This window comes from Enterobacter sp. HMSC16D10, assembly GCF_001807145.1.
Lineage (GTDB): Bacteria > Pseudomonadota > Gammaproteobacteria > Enterobacterales > Enterobacteriaceae > Enterobacter > Enterobacter roggenkampii.
This window is the reverse complement of the sequence record NZ_KV787817.1, coordinates 309,725-334,153: the sequence shown is the minus strand read 5'-3', so window position 1 is coordinate 334,153 and position 24,429 is coordinate 309,725. Positions and strand designations below refer to the sequence as shown.

25 protein-coding genes are annotated in these 24,429 nt (G+C 55.6%); 18 read left to right on the top strand and 7 right to left on the bottom strand.

Translation table 11 applies throughout. The features are described from left to right. Positions 1-44: 44 nt before the first annotated feature. Both HMPREF3143_RS01765 and hemB read right to left on the bottom strand, forming a co-directional pair. Positions 45-1,745: a bifunctional ornithine lipid synthase OlsF gene (locus HMPREF3143_RS01765; protein ID WP_070531545.1), complete on the bottom strand. Its 1,701-nt coding sequence runs from the start codon at positions 1,743-1,745 to the stop codon at positions 45-47. Positions 1,746-1,872: 127 nt separating this feature from the next. Next, a complete protein-coding gene (gene hemB / locus HMPREF3143_RS01760) occupies positions 1,873-2,847 on the bottom strand; it encodes a porphobilinogen synthase (protein ID WP_021241687.1) in 975 nt (324 codons plus the stop codon). A gap of 453 nt (positions 2,848-3,300) precedes the next feature. Here hemB and HMPREF3143_RS01755 point away from each other — a divergent pair, with 453 nt between their 5' ends. Together HMPREF3143_RS01755 and HMPREF3143_RS01750 are read left to right on the top strand one after the other, a co-directional pair. Next, positions 3,301-6,075 (top strand): autotransporter outer membrane beta-barrel domain-containing protein, encoded by a 2,775-nt coding sequence (locus HMPREF3143_RS01755; protein WP_070531543.1) that lies wholly within the window; start codon positions 3,301-3,303, stop codon positions 6,073-6,075. Between the two features lie 93 nt (positions 6,076-6,168). Beyond that, positions 6,169-6,792 (top strand): helix-turn-helix domain-containing protein, encoded by a 624-nt coding sequence (locus HMPREF3143_RS01750; protein ID WP_008503292.1) that lies wholly within the window; start codon positions 6,169-6,171, stop codon positions 6,790-6,792. A 2-nt stretch (positions 6,793-6,794) separates the two neighbouring features. Here HMPREF3143_RS01750 and ampH read toward each other — a convergent pair whose 3' ends face one another. Next, complete coding sequence (gene ampH, locus HMPREF3143_RS01745; protein WP_008503291.1) at positions 6,795-7,955, bottom strand: D-alanyl-D-alanine-carboxypeptidase/endopeptidase AmpH; 1,161 nt, start codon at positions 7,953-7,955, stop codon at positions 6,795-6,797. 204 nt (positions 7,956-8,159) lie between these two features. On the opposite strand from ampH, the gene HMPREF3143_RS01740 reads away from it, so the two are divergent. The 3 genes from HMPREF3143_RS01740 to HMPREF3143_RS01730 all read left to right on the top strand — a co-directional run bounded on the left by HMPREF3143_RS01740 (position 8,160) and on the right by HMPREF3143_RS01730 (position 11,141). Then, the gene (locus HMPREF3143_RS01740) at positions 8,160-8,693 is read left to right on the top strand and encodes an isochorismatase family protein (protein ID WP_021241684.1); all 534 of its coding nucleotides are present in this window, start codon (positions 8,160-8,162) and stop codon (positions 8,691-8,693) included. 115 nt (positions 8,694-8,808) lie between these two features. Next, positions 8,809-10,029, top strand: coding sequence for a peptide antibiotic transporter SbmA (sbmA, locus tag HMPREF3143_RS01735; protein ID WP_025912609.1), 1,221 nt, complete (start codon positions 8,809-8,811; stop codon positions 10,027-10,029). A 14-nt stretch (positions 10,030-10,043) separates the two neighbouring features. Continuing rightward, on the top strand, positions 10,044-11,141 hold the full coding sequence (locus HMPREF3143_RS01730) for a DUF1615 domain-containing protein (protein ID WP_047745450.1): 1,098 nt from the start codon (positions 10,044-10,046) through the stop codon (positions 11,139-11,141). Here HMPREF3143_RS01730 and HMPREF3143_RS01725 read toward each other — a convergent pair. Beyond that, complete coding sequence (locus HMPREF3143_RS01725; RefSeq protein ID WP_008503287.1) at positions 11,138-11,437, bottom strand: DUF2755 family protein; 300 nt, start codon at positions 11,435-11,437, stop codon at positions 11,138-11,140. The two genes, HMPREF3143_RS01730 and HMPREF3143_RS01725, sit on opposite strands and share 4 nt — an antisense overlap. A 247-nt stretch (positions 11,438-11,684) precedes the next feature. Between HMPREF3143_RS01725 and HMPREF3143_RS01720 the strand changes: the two genes are divergently transcribed. Continuing rightward, positions 11,685-11,921 carry a DUF2754 domain-containing protein gene (locus HMPREF3143_RS01720; protein ID WP_008503286.1) on the top strand — a complete coding sequence of 79 codons (237 nt, stop codon included), beginning with the start codon at positions 11,685-11,687 and terminating at the stop codon, positions 11,919-11,921. Here the strand turns inward: HMPREF3143_RS01720 and ddlA are convergent. Then, positions 11,918-13,018: a D-alanine--D-alanine ligase gene (gene ddlA, locus HMPREF3143_RS01715; protein WP_070531539.1), complete on the bottom strand. Its 1,101-nt coding sequence runs from the start codon at positions 13,016-13,018 to the stop codon at positions 11,918-11,920. The two genes, HMPREF3143_RS01720 and ddlA, sit on opposite strands and share 4 nt — an antisense overlap. Positions 13,019-13,121: 103 nt before the next feature. On the opposite strand from ddlA, the gene HMPREF3143_RS01710 reads away from it, so the two are divergent. The 6 genes from HMPREF3143_RS01710 (at position 13,122) to adrA (ending at position 18,788) form a co-directional block, all read left to right on the top strand. Further along, on the top strand, positions 13,122-13,805 hold the full coding sequence (locus HMPREF3143_RS01710; RefSeq protein WP_023343472.1) for an extensin-like domain-containing protein: 684 nt from the start codon (positions 13,122-13,124) through the stop codon (positions 13,803-13,805). A 167-nt stretch (positions 13,806-13,972) separates the two neighbouring features. After that, positions 13,973-15,187, top strand: a complete 1,215-nt coding sequence (locus HMPREF3143_RS01705) for a multidrug efflux MFS transporter (RefSeq protein WP_070531535.1) — start codon at positions 13,973-13,975, stop codon at positions 15,185-15,187. A gap of 209 nt (positions 15,188-15,396) precedes the next feature. Next, entirely contained in the window at positions 15,397-15,657 is a 261-nt protein-coding gene (gene iraP, locus HMPREF3143_RS01700; RefSeq protein WP_023293178.1) for an anti-adapter protein IraP, read from the top strand. A gap of 99 nt (positions 15,658-15,756) precedes the next feature. After that, on the top strand, positions 15,757-17,172 hold the full coding sequence (gene phoA, locus HMPREF3143_RS01695) for an alkaline phosphatase (protein WP_070531531.1): 1,416 nt from the start codon (positions 15,757-15,759) through the stop codon (positions 17,170-17,172). A gap of 89 nt (positions 17,173-17,261) precedes the next feature. After that, the gene (gene psiF / locus HMPREF3143_RS01690; RefSeq protein ID WP_008503278.1) at positions 17,262-17,582 is read left to right on the top strand and encodes a phosphate starvation-inducible protein PsiF; all 321 of its coding nucleotides are present in this window, start codon (positions 17,262-17,264) and stop codon (positions 17,580-17,582) included. A gap of 102 nt (positions 17,583-17,684) precedes the next feature. Further along, complete coding sequence (gene adrA, locus HMPREF3143_RS01685; RefSeq protein ID WP_070531527.1) at positions 17,685-18,788, top strand: diguanylate cyclase AdrA; 1,104 nt, start codon at positions 17,685-17,687, stop codon at positions 18,786-18,788. Positions 18,789-18,804: 16 nt separating this feature from the next. Here adrA and proC read toward each other — a convergent pair whose 3' ends face one another. Then, positions 18,805-19,614, bottom strand: a complete 810-nt coding sequence (proC, locus tag HMPREF3143_RS01680) for a pyrroline-5-carboxylate reductase (protein WP_021241675.1) — start codon at positions 19,612-19,614, stop codon at positions 18,805-18,807. Between the two features lie 97 nt (positions 19,615-19,711). On the opposite strand from proC, the gene HMPREF3143_RS01675 reads away from it, so the two are divergent. From HMPREF3143_RS01675 to ppnP, 5 genes are all read left to right on the top strand, one after another. After that, positions 19,712-20,173 carry a YaiI/YqxD family protein gene (locus tag HMPREF3143_RS01675; protein WP_021241674.1) on the top strand — a complete coding sequence of 154 codons (462 nt, stop codon included), beginning with the start codon at positions 19,712-19,714 and terminating at the stop codon, positions 20,171-20,173. Between the two features lie 141 nt (positions 20,174-20,314). After that, on the top strand, positions 20,315-20,839 hold the full coding sequence (gene aroL, locus HMPREF3143_RS01670; RefSeq protein ID WP_008503273.1) for a shikimate kinase AroL: 525 nt from the start codon (positions 20,315-20,317) through the stop codon (positions 20,837-20,839). 44 nt (positions 20,840-20,883) lie between these two features. Continuing rightward, complete coding sequence (yaiA, locus tag HMPREF3143_RS01665; RefSeq protein ID WP_008503272.1) at positions 20,884-21,075, top strand: protein YaiA; 192 nt, start codon at positions 20,884-20,886, stop codon at positions 21,073-21,075. Positions 21,076-21,312: 237 nt separating this feature from the next. Beyond that, on the top strand, positions 21,313-21,990 hold the full coding sequence (locus HMPREF3143_RS01660) for an AroM family protein (RefSeq protein WP_008503271.1): 678 nt from the start codon (positions 21,313-21,315) through the stop codon (positions 21,988-21,990). A gap of 71 nt (positions 21,991-22,061) precedes the next feature. Continuing rightward, positions 22,062-22,349, top strand: a complete 288-nt coding sequence (gene ppnP, locus HMPREF3143_RS01655) for a pyrimidine/purine nucleoside phosphorylase (protein ID WP_008503270.1) — start codon at positions 22,062-22,064, stop codon at positions 22,347-22,349. A 48-nt stretch (positions 22,350-22,397) separates the two neighbouring features. On the opposite strand, the gene rdgC is transcribed toward ppnP, so the two are convergent. Then, positions 22,398-23,312, bottom strand: coding sequence for a recombination-associated protein RdgC (gene rdgC / locus HMPREF3143_RS01650; protein ID WP_008503269.1), 915 nt, complete (start codon positions 23,310-23,312; stop codon positions 22,398-22,400). Positions 23,313-23,435: 123 nt separating this feature from the next. Here rdgC and mak point away from each other — a divergent pair, with 123 nt between their 5' ends. Then, on the top strand, positions 23,436-24,341 hold the full coding sequence (gene mak / locus HMPREF3143_RS01645; RefSeq protein WP_021241673.1) for a fructokinase: 906 nt from the start codon (positions 23,436-23,438) through the stop codon (positions 24,339-24,341). The last annotated feature ends 88 nt before the right edge of the window (positions 24,342-24,429 follow it).

Here is a 24,429-nt window from a genome sequence, read left to right as displayed (position 1 = left end):
CGGGTGGCGGCTACGCCTTACCCGGCCTACAAAATACCGCACATTTAAAGGTGCGCCTCAATATACCGCTGATAGCGGTTCGCCTTCAGGTAACACAAATCCACCAGCACCAGGCCGTCAACGCAGTTGTTGAACGCCGGGTCGCTGCCAAAATCAATAAACTGCACGCCGCCGGGCTCGCACAGCTCGGAATATTGCTTGTAGAGCGGCGGAATGCCGCAGCCAAGATTGCCGAGCAGGGATTTCAGCTTCGTCAGATCGTCCACGTAATCCACGCCGCCAAACTGCGCCAGCACGTCCGGCAGGGATGCGGGATAGGGCTTGCGCGAGGCGGCGAGCGGATGCGTCGCCGGGAACCACAGGCGGTAAAAGGCGACCAGCAGATCCCGCGCGGCAGGCGGTAAGCCGCCGGAAATCGAGACCGGGCCAAACAGGTAGCGGTAGTGCGGATAACGCGCCAGATACGCCCCAATGCCGGACCATAAATAGTCCAGGCCGCGGCGCCCCCAGTAGCGCGGCTGAATAAAGCTGCGCCCCAGCTCAATGCCGTGTGCCAGCACGTCCTGCATTTTGTCGTCGTAGTGGAACAGGCTATAGCTGTACAACCCCTCAACGCCGCGCTTTTCGATCTGCATGGCCGTCGGCATAAAGCGATACGCGCCGACGATCTCCAGATCCTCCTCATCCCACAGGATCAGGTGCAGATAATCATCGTCGTAGCTGTCGGTGTCCCGGCGTTTGCCGCTCCCTTCCTCCACCGCGCGAAAGGCAATCTCGCGCAGGCGGCCCAGCTCCCGCAGCAGCGGGGCGTCTTCCTGACCGTTGCGCTGCCAAAGATAGATGGTTTTCCCGTCGCTGGTTTTGCCCAGAGATTCGGCCTGCGCCAGCGCGCGCTTCAAAGTGGCCCGGTCTTCCGGACGGGCAATCGCGCACTGGGTTTTAAAGACGCCGGGCACTCCCTTGCCAAGACGCATCACGTGCTGATGGCACTGTTCGGCCATCTCACGCGACGAAAGGGTGGCGCTGTGCCAGTGATGCCACGCAATCTGCTGGCCGATTTTAATCGGCAGCTGGCTGTGGCGGCGGCGGAACATCTGCTGCATCAGCAGCAGCATCGACAGCGTCGGAGAGACCAGCGTGCTGGCGTAAAAGAGCAGGCTGTTGTGCGCCTGAATATGCACCGGCAGCAGCGGGACGCGCAGCTTGCCGGCGAGTTTGATAAAGCCAGAGTGCCATTTCTTATCGCGAATGCCTTTGCGCGTGGGGCGGGAAACTTCGCCTGCCGGGAAGAAGATCAGTACGCCCGCGTTTTGCAGGTGCTGTTCCATCTGCACCAGCGACGACTTCGCCGTCCTGCCGCCCATATTGTCCACCGGAATAAACAGCGAGCTGAGGGGCTCAAGGTGGGTCAGCATCCGGTTGGTCACGACTTTAACGTCGCGCCGCACGCGGGAGACGGCGTACAGCAACGCCAGACCGTCCAGCGTACCCGTCGGGTGGTTGGCAATGATGACCAGCGGGCCATGTTCGGGGATTTGTTCGAGATCGCGGGCGGAAACGGTGCAGAGAATATCCAGGTGTTCCAGAACCTGCTCCACCATATCCAGTCCTTTCAGGTGGCGGTGGGCGGCGGCAAACTGCTGAAACTCGTCTTCGTAGAACAGTCTTTTTAACAGACTTTTTTGCCAGGGGGCGGGCCTCGCCTGAGGCCAAAGATCGTCGAGAACGCTATCGAGGCTAAACATGGTCACTCCTCCTGCCGTCTTGCGAAGACAGTAGAAGGCGCAGATGTCGATTGTATTGCAGTTGGGTGAAGATTTGAGCAGAGAGCAGGCCGGGTAAGGCGAAGCCGCCACCCGGCGCTAAAGCGGATTAACGCAGAATTTTCTTCTCGGCCAGATCCAGGGCGAAGTAGCTGAAGATCAGATCCGCGCCCGCGCGTTTGATCGCGCCCAGGCTTTCAAGGATCACTTTCTCTTCGTCGATCGCCCCTGCCAGCGCGGCGAACTTGATCATTGCGTACTCGCCGCTCACCTGGTAAGCGCCCAGCGGCAGCTCGGTGCGTTCGCGGATGTCGCGCAGGATATCAAGGTATGCGCCAGCCGGTTTTACCATCAGGCAGTCTGCGCCCTGGGCTTCATCGAGCAGGGATTCACGAATCGCTTCGCGGCGGTTCAGCGGGTTCATCTGATAGGTTTTACGATCGCCCTTCAGCGCCGTGCCGGCTGCTTCACGGAACGGACCGTAGAAGGAGGAGGCAAATTTGGTGGAGTAGGACATGATGGCGGTGTCGGTGAAACCGGCCGCGTCCAGCGCCTGACGAATCGCCTGAACCTGTCCGTCCATCGCCGCAGACGGTGCGATGAAGTCCGCACCCGCAGCGGCCGCGACGACCGCCTGCTTGCCGAGGTTCAGCAGGGTGGCATCGTTATCCACGCCGTGATCGCACAGCACGCCGCAGTGGCCGTGAGAGGTATATTCACAGAAACAGGTGTCGGACATCACCACCATTTCCGGCACCGTCTCTTTGCAGATGCGGGACATGCGGGCGACGAGGCCATCTTCCTTCCACGCGTCGCTGCCGGTGGCGTCGGTATGATGGGAGATGCCGAAGGTCATCACCGAGCGGATCCCCGCGTTGGCGATACGTTCGATCTCACGCGCCAGATATTTCTCCGGAATGCGCATGACGCCCGGCATGGCCTCGATGGCTTTGTAGTCATCGATCTCTTCTTCAACAAAAATCGGCAACACCAGATCGTTTAAGGTCAGGGTTGTCTCTTCAAACATAGCGCGCAGTGCAGGTGACTTACGCAGACGGCGGGGACGTGCAATTAAATCGGTCATGGTATGCCTGATGTTTGTGGAACAAAGAGGGCTAGTGTACCTCAAAGTGGCGACGGGTGTTTTACTAAAGTGGGCATTTTGCTTTTGCGAAATGCGGCAGATGAGTTTGCCTGTTACCAATAATATATAATGCAGGACAGTATAACGCTGAGAGAAGAATGAGATATTTGTGTTATTTCTATATGGAAATGAATGTATCATTAAAAATGATTTATTATTTTTTATGATATTTCCCTGATTGCTTTGCCCATGCATTAACATTTTGTTTTTATAATATTTATTTTATGACGCCCTGTGCGTTGTGGTCTGAATCTGTTTTTTGTCTGAATGCGGACTTAATGGAAACATTCATTGAACCTTTTCGAAATGAAACTGCATAATTCCCTCCGCAATTAAATATTGCAAATTCATTGATGGACAAACTTGCTTACGTCCCTGAGGAGGGATGACCCAATGCAAACATGGAAAAAGAAACTCGTTGTATCTCAACTTGCATTAGCCTGCACCCTGGCTATCGCTTCTCAGGCCAATGCGAAGGATATTTCCGGTACGACATATAATACCTTCGGATACGATAATACAGCGACCACTCCCTGGTATTATGGCTATGCCGACTGGGATTTCTCAGATGCCATCCACGATGGTGATATTTACCCGGTGATTAATAAAACCACCGTGAATGGTGTTATTTCAACGTACTATCTCGATGATGGCATCAATGGTCGGGCGAATGCGTTGAGTATTTCCAACAGCACCATTAATGGCATGATTACCTCTCAGTGTATGACCGCCACCTGTGCTGATGGTCTGGATGCCGACGGCACCCAACATGCTCAATACGATCGTTTTAGCCTGACCGTTGATAATTCCACCATTAACGATACGTATGAACATTATGCGTATGATGTTGTGAATGGGGAAAATACGGAAAGACACTATCTGGATACCTATGATATGGGTAATGCGATTACCCTGGATGTGGAATCAGATATTGTTATCCAGAATAATTCTCACGTCGCGGGGATTACCCTGACGCAGGGGTATCAGGAACGGGATAATACCCCGTACGACGGCGTTGAAGGCGTAGCCAACAGCAGCAAGGTCTTTACCGACACGCTACTGGTAAAAGATTCGGTACTGACTTCCGGTGCGTACCGCGATTTAGGTACCAGCGGATTCTACGGTCAGACTGCGAAGCCGAGCGACTATAGTGAAACCGACGCGACAGGGGCAGATGATGCCGCGCTGATTGTTACCGCCAGCGCGTCTGATAACGCGATGCAGACCGCTGCCACGTTCGATCACTCCACCGTTACGGGCGACATCCTGTTCTCCAGCACCTTCGACAACAACTTCTACCCGAACGGCGATCCGGCAACCGATACCACCGAAGACGGCGTCTATAACCCTACCACCAACGGCTGGGACGGCACCGATAAGCTGGATGTCACCCTGACCAACGGCAGCAAATGGGTCGGTGCTGCGCAGTCCAGCGTTGAGGCTATCGGCACGACGCAGATGTATGGCCAGGGCTACAGCAACGTAGACTGGCGCACGCTGTCCCCGAACAGCATTTGGCCGGATTCCACCTATGACAGCAACGCACATGTTGCGGGTGAAGCGGTGTATCAGAGCGGTCTGTTTAACATTGCGCTGGATAACGGCTCCGAGTGGGATACCCGCAAGATGTCAAACATCGACACGCTGACGGTAAACAACCAGTCTCAGGTCAATGTTGAAAACTCAGGCCTGCTGGCGGATACCATCACTCTGACCAATGCTTCCTCATTGAACATCGGCGACAACGGCGGCGTGGCCACCGACCATCTGTATCTGGACAGCGATAGCCGTGCGGCACTGACGGAAGAAACGGCCGAGCTGTATGCCAACACCATCACCGTGGATAACGGTGCAGAGCTGGCGCTGGGTCTGGGCCAGGTTGATACGCACACTATGGTTCTGACCGATGGCGGCGTGCTGAATGTTGCCAGCCGCGATTACGTGCTGAACAGCGATCTGAACAACGCACGCTATATCACTAACGACAAGCGCAGCGCCGATTATGACTACGGCGTAGTGGCCATTCACTCTGACGGCCATCTGGCGGTGAACGGTGACGTCGCAGGCAACTATAAAGTCCGTATCGACGACGCGACCGGAGCAGGTTCCGTCGCTGATTACAAAAATAAAGAGATTGTCCGTGTCTATGACAATAACGCGGATACGTCGGCCAGCTTTACTGCCGCAAACAAAGCCGATTTAGGTGCTTATACCTACCAGGCGCAGCAGCAGGGTGACACCGTCGTTCTGCAGCAGAAAGAACTGACCGACTATGCCAATATGGCGCTGAGCATCCCTTCTGCTAATACCAATATCTGGAATCTGCAGCAGGATACCGTAGGTGCGCGTCTGACCAACAGCCGTCACGGCCTGGCGGATAACGGCGGGGCGTGGGTGAGCTACTTCGGCGGCAACTTCGACGGTGACAACGGCGTTATCAGCTACGATCAGGACGTGAGCGGTATTATGGTGGGTCTGGATACCCAGATTGACGGTAATAACGCGAAGTGGATCGTCGGTGGTGCGGCAGGTTTCGCGAAGGGCGATATCAGCGATCGTACCGGCCAGGTCGATCAGGATAGCCAGACGGCGATGATCTACGCGTCAGCGAAGTTCATGAACGATCTTTTCCTCGACAGCTCCCTGAGCTACACCCGCTTCAACAACGATCTCTCCGCTAACATGAGCAACGGTCAGTATGTTGACGGCAATACCACCAGTGACGCTGTTGGCTTTGGTCTGAAGCTGGGCTATGACTGGAAGCCAAACCTCTCTGGCTACGTAACGCCATACGCAGCCGTATCGGGTCTGTTCCAGTCAGGCGATGATTATCGCCTCAGCAATGACATGCGCATGGATGGACAATCATACGATAGCCTGCGTTATGAACTCGGTGTTGATACGGGTTACACCTTCAACTACGGCGGCGATCAGGCTCTGACCCCTTACTTCAAACTGGCCTGGGTTTATGACGACGCCGATAACAATGCCGATATTAACGGTGACAGCATTGATAACGGCGTGAAAGGTTCAGCTGTTCGTGTTGGGCTGGGCACACAGTTCAGCTTCACGAAGAACTTCAGCGCTTACACGGATGCCACATATCTTGGCGGCGGCGACGTTGACCAGAACTGGGGCGCAAACCTGGGTGTGAAATATACCTGGTAATGAATAAAGCGGGGGAGGGGTTAACTCCTCCGCTTTTTAGCGAAGCAATAAAAATAATATTGAACCGACAAATACGGATGACTTGAGGTCTGCATGAACGTTAATGCGAAACCACTTTCTGAATTACGCCGGCTCGAACAGGGGTTAATAGCAGCCAGTACCCCTTTTACATGTGCACCCCAACAATTAATTACGTCGGGCGAATCGAATGAGCCTCGCACGATCGTATTACAAACCGGCGTTATTGAGATCTATCGCCCTTCTGATGAACTTCTGGTGGGGATTGCGACCGCCCCCTTTATTTTTGGTCTGGCTACGGTGATGATTAATCATTCACAGGAATACAGAGTGATTGCTAAAACGGCCTGTACCGGTTTTTATTTATCCACAGAAACTACCCGACAACAAATCCAGCAATTTTCACTGTGGAAAGAGGCCTTCAGCTGGTTATCCTGGATAAATTACATTCTTGAAAAGCGCGATAAGCAGCTGGTTGGCAATAACTCCTATCACCAGATCCGCGCTATGCTGCTTAATATGGCCGAGTGGGATGAAACGCTGCGTTCAAAAATCGGTGTGATGAATCATATTCAGCAAAGCACACGCATTTCACGTTCTGTTGTTGCCGAGGTTCTGGCCGCCCTGCGACAGGGAAATTATATCAATATGAGCCGGGGCAAGCTGGTCAGCATCAACCGCTTGCCCACGGAATATTAATCTCAGTTGGATGCGGTAAGCACCTGGGCTTTATTGGCACTCAATTCCGCCACCAGGTTATTAACACCGTCACTCATATTGACGAAACGCGTATGTGGGGAGCGAGTGACCACCACAAACGCGCCCACGTTCGACTGCGGAATCATAGCCATATAGGTGATGAATCCGCCGCCGCCGCCGGTTTTCTGAATAATCCCCGGCCGGCCATTTTTCGGTGCCATATAGACCCAGCCCATGCCGAGCGCATCGGCTTTACCCGGCACGTCCATCCCGATGACCCGATGCAGCTGAGTACGCTGATAAATCAGGGTCTGCATACGGTCGGCCTGGCTGCTGCGAGAGTAGAAATCCGAGGAAAGGAACTGCTGCATCCAGCGCATCATGTCGCCAGGCGTGGAGTAAACCCCGCCGCTGCCCACGGCCGCCAGCGTGTTATTACAGGGGCTGGCGCCTTTCTCCGCCACCATCAGGCGACGGCACTGGTCTGGGGACGGGGTAAACGTGGTGTCTTTCATGCCCAGCGGACGGGTGATCTGCTCTTCAAACAGCTGGGTGTAGGGTTTGCCAGCCGCCGTTGAGAGGGCATCCGCCAGCAGGTCAAACGCCAGGTTTGAATATGAGGCCTGAGAGCCCGGCGCCGCCTTCAGCGTGGCGGTACTCAGGTAGCTCCAGCGCTGGTCGCGCGTTGGCCAGACGAATACGTCACGATGCGCCGCGCCGCCTGGCTGTTCACGCGGCAGGGCGCTGGTGTGGGTAGCAAGGTTCACGAGCCGGATCGGCGTCCCCTGATACGTGGGGACCCGGGCGCCTGGCGGCGCGTATTTGCTGAGCGGATCGTCGAGCTTCACCACGCCCTGGTCGAGCAGTTTCACCAGCATTTCGCTGGTCATCAGCTTGGTTAAGGATGCGATGCGGATAACGGAATCCAGCTGCGGGTGAACGTTATTGCCCGGGCGCGTTTCGCCAAAGCTGCGAAATACACGCTGGTTTCCGTCGATAACGACCATCGCCATACCGGTCGCGCCGCTGCCGTAATAGATAAGGTTCGCGTAGCGATCGGCAATATCTGAAGCTAAAACGGGAGCCGTCAGCGGTTGGGCTGCCTGGGCGGTAGAGAAGCTCACCGCACACAGCGCGGCAAAAGAGAGCAGACAACGTTTCAACGAAAAGCATCCATGAAGTGAATGAGGAAAGTAATGGGTATTTATACTACTAATCGGTACCGTGCAATGCCCCGAATTGCATAACGATAGCGAGAAAAACGTAACCATGGGTAAATATGAACAATTTACTTGCGAGCCATCTCCCATTTTGTGACATCGGGCTTATGATAGGCACCAGTGTCACTCAATCTTACGGAGAACGGTATGTCTGAGAAGCGTGTGGTTATGGTTGTCGATATGCAAAACGGGGTGTTTGAAACCCCTCGTCATCAGCGCGAAAAGTGTGTCTCTCTGATCAACCAGCTTACGCAGGCAGCCGATACGGTGATTTTTATACAGCATACCGAGGCCGGGGGGCTAGAAGAGGGAAGCGAAGGGTTTGCGCTACTGCCTGAACTCCATCAGCCTGCCGACGCGCTTTACGTGACCAAAACGGCCTGCGATGCCTTCTACAACACCGGGCTTGAGGCGCTGCTGCGGGAGCAGGGCATTCGCGAGTTTGTCATCTGCGGCTGCGCCACCGATTACTGCGTCGATGCGACGATCAAGAACGGCGTTAGCCGGGGTTATCACATCACCGTTGCCGAAGATGCCCATACCACCGCCAACCGTCCGGCTGCTGACGCACAGATCCTGATTAACCATCACAACGACGTCTGGCGTAACTTCATTGCGCCAGCGAATCCTCTCGCGGTGAAACGCACCGAAACAATTCTCGAAAACTGGAAAGCGAACTAATAATCAACCCGTGGGTCTGACCTTTTTGCCCGGGCCGGGAGTCTGGCGCGGGCAGGTTTATCGTGTGGTGACGTGTTGTACACAGCAACAGCCATAACAACAAGAAGGAAGCATTATGTTTAAGTCTTTTTTCCCAAAGCCGGGGCCTTTTTTCCTGTCGGCATTTATTTGGGCACTGATCGCTGTCATTTTCTGGCAGGCGGGCGGCGGCGCATGGCTGACGCGCATCACGGGGGCGACAGGTGAGGTGCCGATTAGCGCGGCGCGCTTCTGGTCGCTGAGCTTTATCGTATTTTATGCCTACTACACGGTATGTGTGGGGCTGTTTGCACTCTTCTGGTTCAAGTATTCTCCGCATCGTTGGCAGTTTTGGTCGATTTTGGGATCTGCACTGATCATTTTCGTTACCTGGTTCATGGTGGAAGTGAGCGTTGCAATTAATGCATGGTATGCACCCTTCTACGATTTGATCCAAAAAGCGCTAAGCGCCCCGAATAAGGTTCCGATTGGTGAACTCTATGCCAGTCTCGTTAGTTTTACCGGCATTGCCATGATTGCAGTAACAGTGGCAGTGCTGAACAATTTCTTCGTTAGCCATTACGTTTTCCGTTGGCGTACTGCTATGAACGAATATTACATGGCAAATTGGCAACGACTGCGGCACATCGAAGGTGCTGCACAGCGTGTGCAGGAAGACACCATGCGTTTTGCCTCAACGCTGGAGGACATGGGGGTCAGCTTGCTTAATGCTGTGATGAAACTTATCGCTTTTTTACCGATTCTGATTGCACTTTCACCCCATGTGCCTGAACTTCCAATTGTTGGTCATTTACCCTATGGTTTGGTTATTGCCGCACTGGTCTGGTCTCTTATGGGAACGGGGCTTCTTGCTGTGGTGGGGATCAAATTACCGGGGTTACAATTTAAAAATCAGCGCGTGGAAGCGGCTTACCGTAAAGAACTCGTTTACGGTGAGGATGACCCATCACGAGCTGCGCCACCAACGGTAAAAGAGTTATTTCAGAACGTCCGTTTTAACTACTTTAAGCTCTACTTCCACTACATGTATTTCAACATAGCTCGTATTTTATATCTTCAGGCCGATACTGTTTTTGGAATAGTCCTGTTGTTCCCGTCAATTGTTGCAGGGACAATTACCCTGGGACTGATGACCCAAATTACTAACGTTTTCGATCAGGTCAGAAGTTCATTCCAGTACCTGATCAGCTCCTGGACCACGCTGGTGGAACTGATGTCCATCTACAAACGTCTGCGCAGCTTTGAACGCGAGCTGGACGATCGTGACCTGCAGGAAGTCACCAACACATTTAGCTAATACAGGACGTTGCTATGCCTTTTGCCGTACCGCGCGCGTTACCGTTGACCATACTGGCCGCTTTTGTGCTGGCAGGCTGTGCCGAAAAGGGGGCCGCTCCGCTCAAAAAGGGCGAGAAGCCCGTTGATGTGGCGAGCGTTGTGCGGCAGAAAATGCCCGCCAGCGTGAAAGATCGCAATGCGTGGGCAGACGCGCTGGCAAAAACCTTTGAGAGCCAAAAGATTGCGCCGACCGAGGAGAACATCTGTTCGGTGCTGGCGGTGGCACAGCAGGAGTCGATGTACCAGTCAGACCCGGCTGTGCCGGGGCTGAATAAAATCGCCTGGAAAGAGATCGACCGCCGCGCGGAGTCCATGCATATCCCGGTGTTCCTCGTGCATACAGCGCTTAAAATCACCTCGCCGAACGGCAAAAGCTACAGCGAACGGCTGGATACGGTGAAAACCGAAAAACAGCTTAGCGCTATTTTCGATGATTTCATCAACATGGTGCCGATGGGGCAGAAGCTGTTTGGCTCACTGAACCCGGTCCACACCGGTGGCCCAATGCAGGTAAGCATCGCGTTCGCGGAGAAACACACCGACGGCTATCCGTGGAAAATCGACGGTACGGTGCGCCAGGAGGTCTTCTCCCTGCGCGGCGGACTGTGGTTCGGCACGTATCACCTGTTGAACTACCCGGCGAACTACGATGAGCCGCTGTACCGCTTTGCCGACTTTAACGCAGGCTGGTATGCCAGCCGTAATGCGGCATTCCAGAGTGCGGTCAGCCGCGCAAGCGGCGTTAAGCTGGCGCTGGACGGCGATCTTATCGCCTACGGCAGCAGCGAGGCGGGAAGCACCGAGCGGGCGATCCGGAAATTATCGACAACGCTTGATATGAGCAACAGCGACATTCGCCGTCAGCTTGAGAAAGGCGACAGCCTGGCCTTTGAGAAAACGGATCTCTACAAGAAGGTGTTTGCGCTTGCAGAGCAGAAAAGCGGGAAAACGTTACCGAGGGCTATCCTGCCGGGTATTCAGCTGGAAAGCCCGAAGATCACGCGGAACCTGACCACCGCGTGGTTCGCGAAACGCGTGGACGATCGCCGGGCTCGCTGTATGGGGCTTTAACGGCGGCGGCGAAAGCGCAGCACTAATGCCACAACGCCCAGAATCATACATCCCGCGAGGAAGGGAATCAGGCCGAACAGGGTGCTGACGCCAAAGCCAATCTCAACTCGCGGGCGTCCGTTATCCTGTACCTGCATGAGATGTTCATAAACGCCAGGCGCATGGACCAGCATATTGAGCAGCTGCGAGCCAGCCCAGAAGCAGAACAGAACAAACAGGGCATACGCGATATTACCCGCCGTGGAGGTTTTTGGTTTTCCGCCAAAAATCGGTTTCGACAATGTAAAGTCAGCCATGATGACCTCCGGATAAATCGCTCTGTTAATACGCTTCGTACAGGGTGAGTTTGACAGGTCATCGCATTTGTCAATATCAGAATCGTGGTAATTTACGCGCCGGAATCCTCCTGGATTGTTGATTTCTGCAGCACGTCACAATTTATTAACTTAAGTGAAATTGCGTCGCGTTTCAGAATTTCCGTATCTGCCACAGACCTGGCCGTAAAACTGTGAGAGGATGTCTTTTTTTCCTGCCGGAGTTGTTATGAAGCTCACGTCCAAACTACGCCGTGACTGGCACTACTACGCCTTCGCTATCGGGCTGATCTTTATTCTTAACGGTGTCGTGGGCCTGTTGGGGTTTGAGGCAAAAGGCTGGCAAACCTATGCCGTTGGGCTGGTGACCTGGGTCATCAGTTTCTGGCTGGCGGGGTTGATTATCCGCCGCCGTCCTGAAGAGACGACAGCGGATGAGGCAGCGTCGGCGAAGCGCGCCGATTAACTGTTTACGGAACTTTTAAGCGCGCTGTCGGCGGCATGACGCTCCAGCGCCAGTTCGATCAGGCGGGTGATCAGTTCCGGATAGCTGAGGCCGCTCGCCTGCCACAGCTTCGGATACATGCTGATGTTAGTGAACCCCGGCAGCGTGTTGATTTCATTGATCACCACCTCGTTTTCCGGCGTCAGGAACACATCCACGCGCGCCATGCCGCAGCAGCCGAGCGTCTGATAAGCGCGAATGGCGATCGCCCGGATCTTATCATTAACCGCCGGATCGAGATCCGCAGGCACGACAACCTGCGCGCCTTTATCATCAATGTATTTGGTGTCGTACGAGTAGAAGTCGCTGTTTAAGACCACTTCGCCGCAGGTGCTCGCCTGTGGAAAATCGTTGCCCAGCACGGCGCACTCAATTTCACGGCCTTTGATGCCCTGCTCAACCACCACTTTATGGTCGAACTCAAACGCCAGGCGGACGGCCTGGGTGAACTCAGCTTCGCTGGTCACTTTGCTGACGCCCACGGAGGAGCCCTGGTTTGCTGGCTTCACAAACAGCGGCAGACCCAATTCAGCGCTAATCTGCGCGAAGCTGTGCTTGTCGCGGTTGGCGCGGGTGAGCGTGACGAACGGCGCGATATTCAGCCCGGCGTCGCGCAGCAGGCGTTTGGTGACGTCTTTGTCCATGCACGCGGCGGAGCCGAGTACGTCCGAGCCGACGAACGGCAGGTTGGCCATGCGCAGCATCCCCTGCAGGGAACCATCTTCCCCCAGCGTGCCGTGAACGATAGGGAAGACCACGTCGATCTGAGCGAGTGCCTGTGCATTGCCGGCATCGATAAGCTGCCCCTTCGCGACGCCGGGTACGGTGGCGACGCTAATTTCTGAAGGATTCAGGGCGATATGGGCCGGATCGTGAGCATTCAGCAGATACTGGCTGGCATCGTTAACGTGCCACTGGCCCTGCTTATCAATGCCCAGCAGCACCACGTCGAAACGGCTTTTATCGATCGCATCAACGATATTTTTAGCCGATTGCAATGACACTTCGTGTTCCGCTGATTTTCCCCCAAAGACAATACCTACGCGCTGCTTAGCCATCTCACTCTCTTCCAGTCTGACGAAAAGCCAATAACATACCACGATGCCCGGCGGGTTTCGCGACCTTCTGCCATAATGTTTGGGGGAATGTTCAGGGGGGCGAGTGAAAGGAAAAACGCTGCTGACCGTTTTGATTCTTATCGCCGTCGCAACGGTGGGTTACCGCTGGTTGCCGCCTTACTACAACCCTTTCATACCGCTGACGCTTGACGATCCGCCAGGCCGAATCACCCAGTATAAGCTTCGGCGCTTAACGCCCGAGGCATGCGCAAGCCTGCTTGCGCAGGCTAATCAACGCGATCTCATCCGCACCCAGCCGGTCGCTGACAGCGCCGGGGAATGCCCGCTGAGCAACGTCGTGCGCGTGCGCAACTTCGGCCCGGTCGGCCTGAACGGCAGTTTTCTTGCCAGCTGTCCGCTGGCGCTCAGTTCAGCCCTCTTTATCAGCCAGCAGGCCCGGCCGCTGACAAAACGCTATACGGGCAGCGACCTCGCGCGTATCGACCACCTCGGCAGCTTTGCCTGCCGCAATATTTATCACCGCCCTGACGCGCGCCGCAGCGAGCATGCCACGGCGGAGGCGCTGGATATTGCCGCTTTTCGTCTGGCGAACGGCGACCGCGTCACGGTGCTGAACGGCTGGAAGGCGGCCACGACGCAGCCCTGGCTGAAGGCGATGCTGGCGGCAAGCTGCGGGTACTACGGGAACGGTCTGGGGCCAGAGTACAACGCGGCGCATGCCAACCATTTTCATCTCGGAATGCGCGGTTTTGGCCTGTGCCGGTGAAGCATAATATTCCGCCAGAAAATGGATGAATTGTGACTTATTTCACAAATATGATGACTGGGAAGATAAAACACCAAAGTCGGTCAGGCCGCATCTCTGGTGCGACGTTAACACGCGTAACTTGCTAATCTGACGGCGAATTCGCCTAAAAATGAAGACTATTCTGTATGGAATCCTGGAAAGTTAATCTCATCTCGGTCTGGTTCGGTTGCTTCTTCACCGGGCTGGCCATCAGCCAGATTTTGCCGTTCCTGCCGCTGTACGTCTCGCAGCTGGGGGTCACCTCGCACGAAGCGCTCTCCATGTGGTCCGGCCTGACGTTCAGCGTCACCTTTCTGGTGTCCGCGATTGTGTCACCCATGTGGGGCAGCCTGGCCGATCGAAAAGGCAGAAAACTGATGCTGCTGCGCGCCTCGCTCGGGATGGCGATAGCCATTCTGCTGCAGGCCTTCGCCACCAACGTCTGGCAGCTGTTCTTCATGCGGGCGGTGATGGGGCTGACGTCCGGGTATATTCCAAACGCCATGGCGCTGGTCGCCTCTCAGGTGCCGCGCGAGCGCAGCGGCTGGGCGCTGAGCACGCTCTCCACGGCGCAGATCAGCGGCGTCATCGGTGGCCCGCTGCTGGGGGGCTTTCTGGCGGACCACGTCGGACTGCGCGCGGTATTTATCATCACTGCGGTTCTGCTGGTGGTCAGTTTTCTGGTCACGCTCTTTCTGATTAAAGAGGGAGGCCGCCCGGTTATCAGTAAATCTGAGCGCCTGAGCGGCAAGGCCGTTTTCGCCTCGCTGCCTTATCCGGGGCTGATGATCAGCCTGTTTGTCACCACCATGGTGATCCAGCTCTGTAACGGTTCCGTGGGGCCGATTCTGGCGCTGTTTATCAAGTCAATGGAGCCGGAGAGCACGAATATCGCTTTTTTAAGCGGCATGATTGCCGCCGTGCCGGGCGTATCCGCCCTGATTTCCGCGCCGCGTCTCGGAAAACTGGGTGACAGGATCGGTACGGCGCGCATCCTGATGGCGACGCTGATCTTTGCGGTGGTGCTCTTTTTCGCCATGTCGTTCGTCACCTCTCCGCTTCAGCTTGGCGTACTGCGATTTCTTCTCGGCTTTGCCGATGGCGCCATGTTGCCTGCGGTACAGACCCTGCTGGTCAAATATTCCAGCGACCAGGTGACGGGGCGTATTTTTGGATATAACCAGTCATTTATGTATCTGGGGAATGTTGCCGGTCCGCTTATTGGCGCCTCCGTTTCCGCGATGGCCGGTTTTCGCTGGGTATTTGCGGCGACGGCGATTGTCGTTTTAATCAATATTATCCAGCTGGCTATTGCGCTGCGACGCCGCAGACAAATGGCGGAGGCGAAATCGGCGAGATAACGCTTTCGCAGATGTATTATATATTCTTATGGTAGCCGCATTTTTATATAACAAAATGCGGCATCTTTTTATAGAAAAACGTTTCGCTCACGGCGAGGTCTCTTTATTTCCGTTTCTGTATCACTTTTGCATACCATAATTAATTTCTTCTCTTTGCATTATGGATTCAGAGTGATAACGTCAGATAAAACTGAAAAGGAACTGGCACGATGAAAAACCTCATTGCTGAATTGCTGGTCAAGCTGGCACAAAAGGAAGAAGAGTCAAAAGAGCTGGTGGCCCAGGTCGAAGCGCTTGAAATTGTGGTCACCGCGCTGCTGCGACAAATGGCGAAAACCGATCAGCAGGCGTTGATTGAGAGCGTGGAAGGCGCGCTGGAGAGCGTCAGGCCTGAATCGCAGGTACCGGTTGAAGATGCTGAGATGCTCCACCAGTACGTAAAGAAGCTGTTAAGGCATCCTCGCAGCTAAACCGTCACAGGACGTAACGACGTGTCATAGAATTGTCATGCAGGATGCCTATAGTCGCTCTGTTTTTATTTTTATGTATTTTTACATGGAGAAAATAAATTGAAACAGAGCGCACTTTTCATCGCATTACTTCCTCTGTTAATTACCCCTGCCATTTATGCTGACACGACGCAAACCAGCGTCCTGGATAATCGCGCGGCAAAAGGGGATATCACCCAGCCCGGCGGCGCGCGCCGATTGTCGGAAGATCAAACCGCCGCCATTCGCGCTTCGCTTAATGAAAAACCGGCGAAAAATATTATTCTGCTGATTGGCGATGGAATGGGTGATTCCGAAATCACGGCGGCGCGAAATTATGCCGAGGGGGCGGGCGGCTTTTTTAAAGGTATCGACGCATTACCGCTGACCGGACAATATACCCACTACGCGCTGGATAAAAAAACCGGTAAACCGGATTACGTAACGGACTCTGCGGCCTCGGCCACGGCGTGGTCCACCGGCGTGAAAACCTATAATGGCGCGCTGGGCGTGGATATTCACGAAAAAGATCGTCAAACCCTTCTGGAGATGGCAAAAGCGGCGGGCCTGGCGACCGGGAACGTCTCCACCGCTGAACTTCAGGATGCGACGCCTGCGGCGCTGGTGGCACACGTGACCTCGCGTAAGTGCTACGGCCCGTCAGTGACCAGCGAAAAATGCCCAACGAACGCGCTGGAAAAAGGCGGCAAAGGCTCGATTACGGAACAGCTGCTGAATGCGCGTCCTGACGTGACGCTGGGCGGCGGCGCGAAAACCTTCGCGGAAACCGCGACGGCGGGCGAGTGGCAGGGCAAAACGCTGCGCGAGCAGGCGCAGGCGCGCGGCTATCAGCTGGTGAGTGACGCAAATACGCTGGCGGCGATAACCGAGGCGAACCAGGACAAGCCGCTGCTGGGGCTGTTCTCTGACGGCAACATGCCCGTGCGCTGGGAAGGTCCAAAAGCCTCATATCACGGTAATATCGATAAGCCAGCGGTGACCTGTACGCCTAACCCTAAACGCAAGGACAGCGTACCGACGCTGGCGGCGATGACCGATAAAGCGATCGATCTGCTGAGCAAGAGCGAAAAAGGGTTCTTCCTGCAGGTTGAGGGGGCGTCGATCGATAAGCAGGATCATGCGGCAAATCCGTGCGGTCAGATTGGCGAAACCGTCGATCTGGACGAAGCGGTGCAGAAGGCGCTCGCGTTCGCGAAAAAAGACGGTAACACCCTGGTGATCGTCACTGCGGATCACGCGCACGCCAGCCAGATCGTTCCGCCAGATACCAAAGCCCCTGGCCTGACGCAGGCGCTCAACACCAAAGATGGCGCCGTCATGGTGATGAGCTACGGCAACTCTGAAGAAGAGTCCATGGAGCACACCGGCACCCAGCTGCGCGTTGCCGCCTACGGCCCGCACGCGGCCAACGTGGTAGGCCTGACCGATCAAACGGATCTGTTCTACACCATGAAGGCGGCGCTGGGTCTGAAATGATAAATTCCCGGCGGAAATCACATCTGCCGGGTGGTTTTTTTCCTGTCACGAACCAGACTTACAGGGAATGTTCACAAAAGGATGGTGCAATGAAAACAACATTACTGGTTACTCTGCTCTCCGGCCTGTTCCTGGTCGCATCGGCGAACGCGGAAGAGAAAACATTAACGCCGCAGCAGCAGCGTATGACCACCTGTAATCAACAGGCGACGTCTCAGAGTCTGAAGGGCGATGCCCGCAAGACCTACATGAGCGACTGCCTCAAAAACGGCGCTTCAAAGCCAGCTGAAAAAAGCCTGACGCCTCAGCAGCAAAAGATGCGCGAGTGTAATGCCAAGGCAACCGAGCAGTCCCTGAAAGGGGATGACCGCAGCAAGTTCATGAGTGCCTGCCTGAAGAAAAAAGTGTAGTTCGAACGGGTGAGCGGCTCCGGCGGCTCACCCGAAATTTCATACTTTCCCCGCAGACCCCCTCTCTATAATTTGGGAAAATGTTTCAGAATATTCCCAAAAATGATGAATGATGAAACGTATTACAACACAAAGCGCATTCGGGAAGAGTGGAATTTAACCCTTTCTCAGGATGACCCTCACCGCGCCGGCATTCAGTTTGCCCGGCGCGTTCGGCTGGCGCGCGCCGTGGGGCTGGCAGCGATGTTTTTCCCGGTTGCGGGCATGCTGGTCACCCATTTTTTACCCGGAGGCTGGTGGCTTTTACTGGTGGGGTGGGCGTTCGTCTGGCCCCATTTCGCCTGGCAGTTATCCTGCCGGGCCGCGTCACCTCATCAGCAGGAAGAGTTCAATCTTAAGATCGATGCCATCATTGCCGGGCTCTGGATCGGCGTGATGGGGATGAGCGCGTTACCCACGGCAGCGCTGGTGATGATGGTCGGGATGAATATGATGGGCTCCGGGGGCTGTCGTCTGTTTATCCCGGGGATCCTGCTGACTCTGCTCTCCGCGCTGGTGACGCTGCCGCTTGTTGGGCGTGTGGCCGTCTTCAACCCCGACCTCGTGGAGTGGAGCTTAACGCTTCCCGTACTGGTGCTTTATCCCATGCTGTTTGCCTGGCTCAGCCACCGCACCGCCGTCAGGCTTGCGGAACATAAACAGCGGCTGGAAATGATGAGCACCCGCGACGGCATGACCGGGGTCTATAATCGCCGACACTGGGAAATGCTGCTGCGAAATGAATTTGAGCATTGCCGCCGCGATCGCTGCACCGCCACGATTTTACTGATTGATATCGACCACTTTAAAAATATCAACGATACCTGGGGGCACGATGTGGGCGACGAGGCGATCATTGCCATCACGCGCCAGCTTCAGATGTCGGTGCGGTCAGGTGATGCCATCGGCCGGTTTGGCGGGGATGAGTTTGCGGTGATTATGTCGCAGACCGCAGCGGAAAGCGCCATCGCCGTCATGTCCCGGGTGCATGAGCGGCTGGAAAAGCTGTCGCTACCGTGCGCGCCAAAAGAGGCGCTGCGCATCAGCGTGGGCGTTGCCCCCTGGGGGCCGCAGTTTGCACATTATCGGGAATGGCTAAAGGCGGCTGACGTGGCGCTGTACAGGGCGAAAAATGCCGGGCGCAGCCGCACCGAAGTGGCCGCCTGACGCCCGACTGAAACGATCAGGATTTACTCAGCTTCTCTGATTTTTCCATGCATTTTGCCATTGCCTCAATGACGGCCGAGCGGAATCCGCGCTCCTCCAGCACCCGCACCGCTTCGATGGTGGTACCGCCTGGGGAGCAAACCATATCTTTCAGTTCACCCGGGTGTTTGCCGGTTTCCAACACCATTTTGGCGGAGCCCATGACGGCCTGCGCGGCGAACTTATACGCCTGGGCGCGCGGCATTCCGCCAAGCACGGCGGCATCGGCCATCGCTTCCAGGAACATGAAGACATACGCAGGCGCAGAACCACTCACGCCCACCACCGGATGGATCATCGATTCGGCAATCACTTCCGCTTCGCCGAAGCAGCGGAAAATGTTCAGCACATCGGCTACGTCTTCCGGGGTCACCAGCGCGTTAGGCGTGACGGAGGTCATGCCGGCGTTAACCAGCGAGGGGGTATTGGGCATTGCGCGAACAATTTTGCGGTCATGGCCCAGCGCGCGCGCCAGCTGGTCAAGCGTCACGCCCGCGGCAATCGACACCACCAGCGTCTCTTTATTCAGGCTGGAGGTGATGTCGCTCAGCACTTTGATCATGATGTTCGGCTTGACGGCGCCAAAGACGATATCGGCGACCTGGGCCACTTCCTGCGCGCTTTCGGCAGCGTTAATCCCGTATTGATCGCGCAGCGCGGCGACCTTGTCCGGTGACGGGGTATAGACCCAAATCTGACCCGGCAGCACCTGCCCGCTGGCGATCAGGCCGCCCAGAATGGCTTTGCCCATGTTACCGCAGCCGATAAACCCGATTTTCTTGTCCATCACGATCCTCCGTCATTATGCGTTGTTTTCTCTGATTGATAGCTTAACAACGAAATGCAGGCGACAATAGTCGGCAGAGACATTATGGGGAGACAATATGGCGATTTGGGTTGATGCGGACGCGTGTCCGAACGTGATTAAAGAGATTTTATTTCGCGCCGCCGAGCGCGTTCAGATGCCGCTGACGCTGGTGGCGAACCAGAACATTCGCGTGCCGCCTTCGCGCTTCATTCGTTCTTTGCGCGTGCCTGCCGGATTCGACGTGGCAGACAACGAAATTGTCCGCCTGTGCAGCGCGGAAGATCTGGTGATCACGGCGGACATTCCGCTGGCGGCCGACGTGCTGGAGAAAGGGGCGGCGGCGCTCAATCCGCGCGGAGAGCGATACTCGCCGTCGACCATCCGCGAGAAGCTTACGATGCGCGATTTTATGGATACCATGCGGGCCAGCGGCGTGCAGACCGGTGGGCCGGACAGCCTGTCACAGCGCGATCGCCAGCAGTTTGCTGCCGAGCTGGATAAATGGCTGCTGGAAGTGAAGCGCCGTACAGCGAAATGATAATTATTGTCAATGTGTGGTACAGTGTGGCCTCCACAGGGTTGTCATCCCGTACCGCTTTGCAGTAAAGTAATCGCAACATCTTCTGCAATTATTTCTTTACACTCTTCAGCCTTCCGGCATCAAGGGGAACACCTGGCTATGACCCAACCCATCTTTTTAGTTGGCCCCCGCGGCTGTGGGAAAACCACCGTTGGCCTGGAGCTGGCACGCGTGTGTCATCGCCAGTTTGTGGATACCGACCACTGGCTGCAAACCGAGGCCGGAAAAACCATCGCCGACATTGTTGAGCAGGAAGGCTGGGAGAGCTTTCGCGCACGCGAAACGGCCGCGCTGAAAGCGGTCACGACCCCGTCCGCGGTGATCGCCACCGGCGGTGGCATTGTTCTGGCGGAGTGTAATCGTCACTTTATGCGCGAAAAGGGGATTGTGATTTACCTCAGCGCGCCGGTGTCGGCCCTGGTTGGGCGTCTGGAAGCCTTTCCGGAAGAGGGGCAACGCCCTGCGCTGACCTCCAGGCCGCTGAACGAAGAGGTGAGTGAAGTGCTGGCCGAACGCGATGCGTTATACCGCGAAGCGGCTCACCACGTGGTGGATGCGTCCGCCTCTCCCGAAGACGTTGTGATTCAGATTATTACCGCCCTGCGTTTGGCGTGTGCCAGCTAAGCGGCGTCTATACTTATAGCTCAGACATAAAAAAAGGATGAGCTATGCCAACAAGACCTCCCTATCCGCGTGAAGCGCGCATTGTGACCGTTGAAAAAGGCCAGACAGGTCACACTGTGACCTGGTATCAACTGCGTGCCGATCACCCCAAACCCGACTCGCTGATCAGTGAACACGAGACGGAACAGGAAGCGCTGGATGCGAAGCGGCGCTATGAAGATCCCGACATAACCTGAGCGGTTTCCTAAACGCTCCAGGATCGTGCCTGAATCACACTTTTTACTCATCGTAAAAGTTAAGCAGGAGTTAATATTTAGTTAATACAAGTAACTCTGGTATCGGCAGGCGATCTTTACATTTCGGTGTCGGGATCACCTGCTACGCTTGGTGCTGTTTTGTTGAAAAAACGAACTGTGCAGCGTAGTGAGCCTGTACCTGTGTGCACGATGTTGGAGTAATGGAAGGCGATAAAGATGAAGGCAACGTTGGCGATCCTCACCATTGGTGTGGTCCCTGTAAGCGAAGTGTTACCGCTCTTAACCGAGCATGTATCTGAACAACAGATTACGCATCTCAGCCTGCTGGGCAAGATGAGTCGGGAAGAGGTCATGGAAGACTACGCTGTCGAGGCGGGGGAGGATCCCCTGGCGACGTTATTAAGTGACGGTAAACTGGCGCATGTTTCCCGCCAGAAGATCGAGCGCTCGCTGCAGGGCGTAATAGAAGTGCTCGATAATCAGGGATATGACGTTATTTTGCTGATGAGCACCGCCCCCATAAAGGGACTTACGGCGCGCAATGCGATTTTGCTGGAACCGATGCGCATCATTCCGCCGCTGGTGGCCTCCATCGTGGATGGCCATCAGGTGGGGGTGATTGTCCCCATTGAGGAGCTCATGGATAACCAGGAGGCAAAATGGCACGTGCTGGAAAAAGTGCCCTTGTACGCGCTGGCCAATCCGTTCTGGGACAGCGAGGCCAAACTCATTGCTGCCGGGAAGGAACTGCTGGAAAGAGGGGCCGATGTCCTGATTCTGGACTGTCTGGGGTTCCACCAGCATCATCGTGATTTACTGCAAAAAGCGCTGGATGTGCCGGTGCTGTTATCCAACGTTCTGATGGCTCGCCTGGCCTCGGAACTGCTCATGTAATGATTTTGCGTGACAGGTGATGAGCATGGCCCCTATAGTGAATTTTTATCTAAAAATATAAGGGCCAGTTCATGCTTCAGAGTAACGAATACTTTTCCGGTAAAGTGAAATCCATTGGTTTTACCAGCAGCAGCACTGGCCGCGCCAGCGTTGGCGTCATGGCGGAAGGGGAATACACCTTTGGCACGGCGGAAGCGGAAGAAATGACGGTCGTCAGCGGGGCGCTGAACGTCTTACTGCCGGGTGAAACGGAATGGAAAGTTTACGCAGCCGGACAGGTTTTCAACGTCCCTGGCCACAGTGAGTTCCATCTGCAGGTGGCTGAACCTACCTCTTATCTGTGCCGCTACCTGAAATAAAAAATTAGCCGGGTGGCGCTAACGCTTACCCGGCCTACGGTTTGCCCGTTATCTCTGCGCTTCGCCGCCGAGGCCTTCCACCAGATTCTGAATCAACGCGGCCAGCTCGCCGGTCATCAGGATGAAGTCCGCGTCGAAACGCTGGGCGTAATCTTCCCTGTCGATATCTTCGTTCTGATCGCGCAGCTCGTCGCAGAACTTCAGACGCTTCACGGAGCCGTCGTCGCACATCACAAACTGAATACGCTGCTGCCAGTCGAGCGCCAGCTTGGTGACCACTTTACCCGCTTCGATGTGGACGGCGATTTCGTCGCTCACCAGATCCTGCTTCTTCGCGCGGATCACGCCGCCATCTTCCAGCAGGGCTTTCAGCTCGGCTTCATCAAGGATCTGGAAACCCTGAGCCGCAGCACCGCTGCGTACCCATTCGGTCAGCGTCAGCTCGATCGGCGTTTCCAGCGCCAGCGGAACGACCGGTAACGAGCCGATGCTCTTACGCAGCAAGGCCAGCGTATCTTCTGCTTTCTTGGCGCTGGCGCAGTCCACCATGATCAGCCCGTTAACGGTGTCGATCCACATCATGGTCTGGCTGAAGCGGCTGAAGGCGCGCGGCAGCAGGGAGTGCAGTACTTCATCTTTCAGCGAATCTTTTTCGGTCTTTTTCAGCTTGCGGCCCTGTTCGGCTTCCAGCTTGAGAATTTTCGCTTCGAGTGCCTGCTTAACCACCGGCGTCGGCAGTATTTTCTCTTCTTTACGGGCGCAGACGATGATTTGACCCGTGCTGCTGGCGTGGGTCAGTGCATCGCTTTGTGAACCCATTGGCGGAACCCAACCGGTTTTCGCCATATCCTGGCTACCGCAAGGGGAAAAGGTATAAGCGGCTAACTGTTTTTCCATCTCTTCTGCACGCAGCGAAACGTCGCGGCTGAGACGGTAAACCATCAAATTTTTGAACCACAGCATGATAATTTCCACGGCCTTGTCGTTAAATCAGCGGGCATGATAACGAATTGTCGCATCGCTTGCATTGCTAATCGGGAAGCGTGCTTCTACTCTGTTGATAATCAAAATAATGAGGAGAGTCTTGTGCGTATTGGGATCGATTTGGGCGGCACCAAAACAGAAGTCATCGCACTGAGCGAGCAGGGGGAGCAGCTGTTTCGCCATCGTCTGCCAACGCCGCGCGATGATTATCACCAGACTATCGAGACGATTGCCAGGCTGGTCGAGATGGCCGAGCAGGCGACAGGGCAAACCGGCAGCGTCGGGATGGGGATACCGGGGTCGATCTCGCCGTATACCGGCGTGGTTAAAAATGCCAACTCCACCTGGCTCAACGGTCAGCCGTTTGATAAAGATTTAAGCGCGCGCCTGAAGCGGGAAGTGCGTCTGGCCAACGACGCCAACTGCCTGGCGGTCTCTGAGGCCATCGACGGCGCGGCGGCCGGCGCCCAGACCGTGTTTGCCGTGATCATCGGCACCGGCTGCGGTGCGGGCGTAGCGTTCGGCGGGCGCGCCCATATCGGCGGTAACGGCACCGCGGGCGAGTGGGGGCACAACCCGCTGCCGTGGATGGATGAAGACGAACTCAAATACCGCACCGAAGTGCCGTGCTACTGCGGAAAACAGGGCTGTATTGAGACCTTTATCTCCGGTACCGGCTTTGCGACCGATTACCACCGCCTGAGCGGCCAGCCGCTCAAGGGAAATGAGATCATGCGTCTGGTCGAAGCGCAGGATCCGGTGGCGGAGCTGGCCCTGAGCCGCTATGAAATGCGGCTGGCGAAATCCCTGGCGCACGTGGTGAATATTCTCGATCCGGACGTAATTGTGCTGGGCGGCGGCATGAGCAACGTCGACCGGCTGTACGCCACGGTGCCGAACCTGGTGAAGCAGTGGGTCTTCGGCGGCGAGTGTGAAACGCCGATCCGCAAAGCCGTCCACGGGGACTCCAGCGGCGTGCGCGGCGCGGCGTGGCTGTGGCCAGAATAAACGGCTCTGTAAGCCCGGTAAGCGAAGCGCCAGCGGGCGAATTCAGGCAGCCACAATAAAAAAGCCGGGTGGCGGCTACGCCTTACCC

Coding starts and splice junctions, on each gene's coding strand:
- HMPREF3143_RS01765 (WP_070531545.1), bottom strand. CDS start 1,745: ATGTTTAGCCTCGATAGCGTTCTCGACGATCTTTGGCCTCAGGCGAGG.
- hemB (WP_021241687.1), bottom strand. CDS start 2,847: ATGACCGATTTAATTGCACGTCCCCGCCGTCTGCGTAAGTCACCTGCA.
- HMPREF3143_RS01755 (WP_070531543.1), top strand. CDS start 3,301: ATGCAAACATGGAAAAAGAAACTCGTTGTATCTCAACTTGCATTAGCC.
- HMPREF3143_RS01750 (WP_008503292.1), top strand. CDS start 6,169: ATGAACGTTAATGCGAAACCACTTTCTGAATTACGCCGGCTCGAACAG.
- HMPREF3143_RS01740 (WP_021241684.1), top strand. CDS start 8,160: ATGTCTGAGAAGCGTGTGGTTATGGTTGTCGATATGCAAAACGGGGTG.
- sbmA (WP_025912609.1), top strand. CDS start 8,809: ATGTTTAAGTCTTTTTTCCCAAAGCCGGGGCCTTTTTTCCTGTCGGCA.
- HMPREF3143_RS01730 (WP_047745450.1), top strand. CDS start 10,044: ATGCCTTTTGCCGTACCGCGCGCGTTACCGTTGACCATACTGGCCGCT.
- HMPREF3143_RS01725 (WP_008503287.1), bottom strand. CDS start 11,437: ATGGCTGACTTTACATTGTCGAAACCGATTTTTGGCGGAAAACCAAAA.
- HMPREF3143_RS01720 (WP_008503286.1), top strand. CDS start 11,685: ATGAAGCTCACGTCCAAACTACGCCGTGACTGGCACTACTACGCCTTC.
- ddlA (WP_070531539.1), bottom strand. CDS start 13,018: ATGGCTAAGCAGCGCGTAGGTATTGTCTTTGGGGGAAAATCAGCGGAA.
- HMPREF3143_RS01705 (WP_070531535.1), top strand. CDS start 13,973: ATGGAATCCTGGAAAGTTAATCTCATCTCGGTCTGGTTCGGTTGCTTC.
- iraP (WP_023293178.1), top strand. CDS start 15,397: ATGAAAAACCTCATTGCTGAATTGCTGGTCAAGCTGGCACAAAAGGAA.
- psiF (WP_008503278.1), top strand. CDS start 17,262: ATGAAAACAACATTACTGGTTACTCTGCTCTCCGGCCTGTTCCTGGTC.
- adrA (WP_070531527.1), top strand. CDS start 17,685: ATGATGAATGATGAAACGTATTACAACACAAAGCGCATTCGGGAAGAG.
- proC (WP_021241675.1), bottom strand. CDS start 19,614: ATGGACAAGAAAATCGGGTTTATCGGCTGCGGTAACATGGGCAAAGCC.
- HMPREF3143_RS01675 (WP_021241674.1), top strand. CDS start 19,712: ATGGCGATTTGGGTTGATGCGGACGCGTGTCCGAACGTGATTAAAGAG.
- aroL (WP_008503273.1), top strand. CDS start 20,315: ATGACCCAACCCATCTTTTTAGTTGGCCCCCGCGGCTGTGGGAAAACC.
- yaiA (WP_008503272.1), top strand. CDS start 20,884: ATGCCAACAAGACCTCCCTATCCGCGTGAAGCGCGCATTGTGACCGTT.
- HMPREF3143_RS01660 (WP_008503271.1), top strand. CDS start 21,313: ATGAAGGCAACGTTGGCGATCCTCACCATTGGTGTGGTCCCTGTAAGC.
- ppnP (WP_008503270.1), top strand. CDS start 22,062: ATGCTTCAGAGTAACGAATACTTTTCCGGTAAAGTGAAATCCATTGGT.
- rdgC (WP_008503269.1), bottom strand. CDS start 23,312: ATGCTGTGGTTCAAAAATTTGATGGTTTACCGTCTCAGCCGCGACGTT.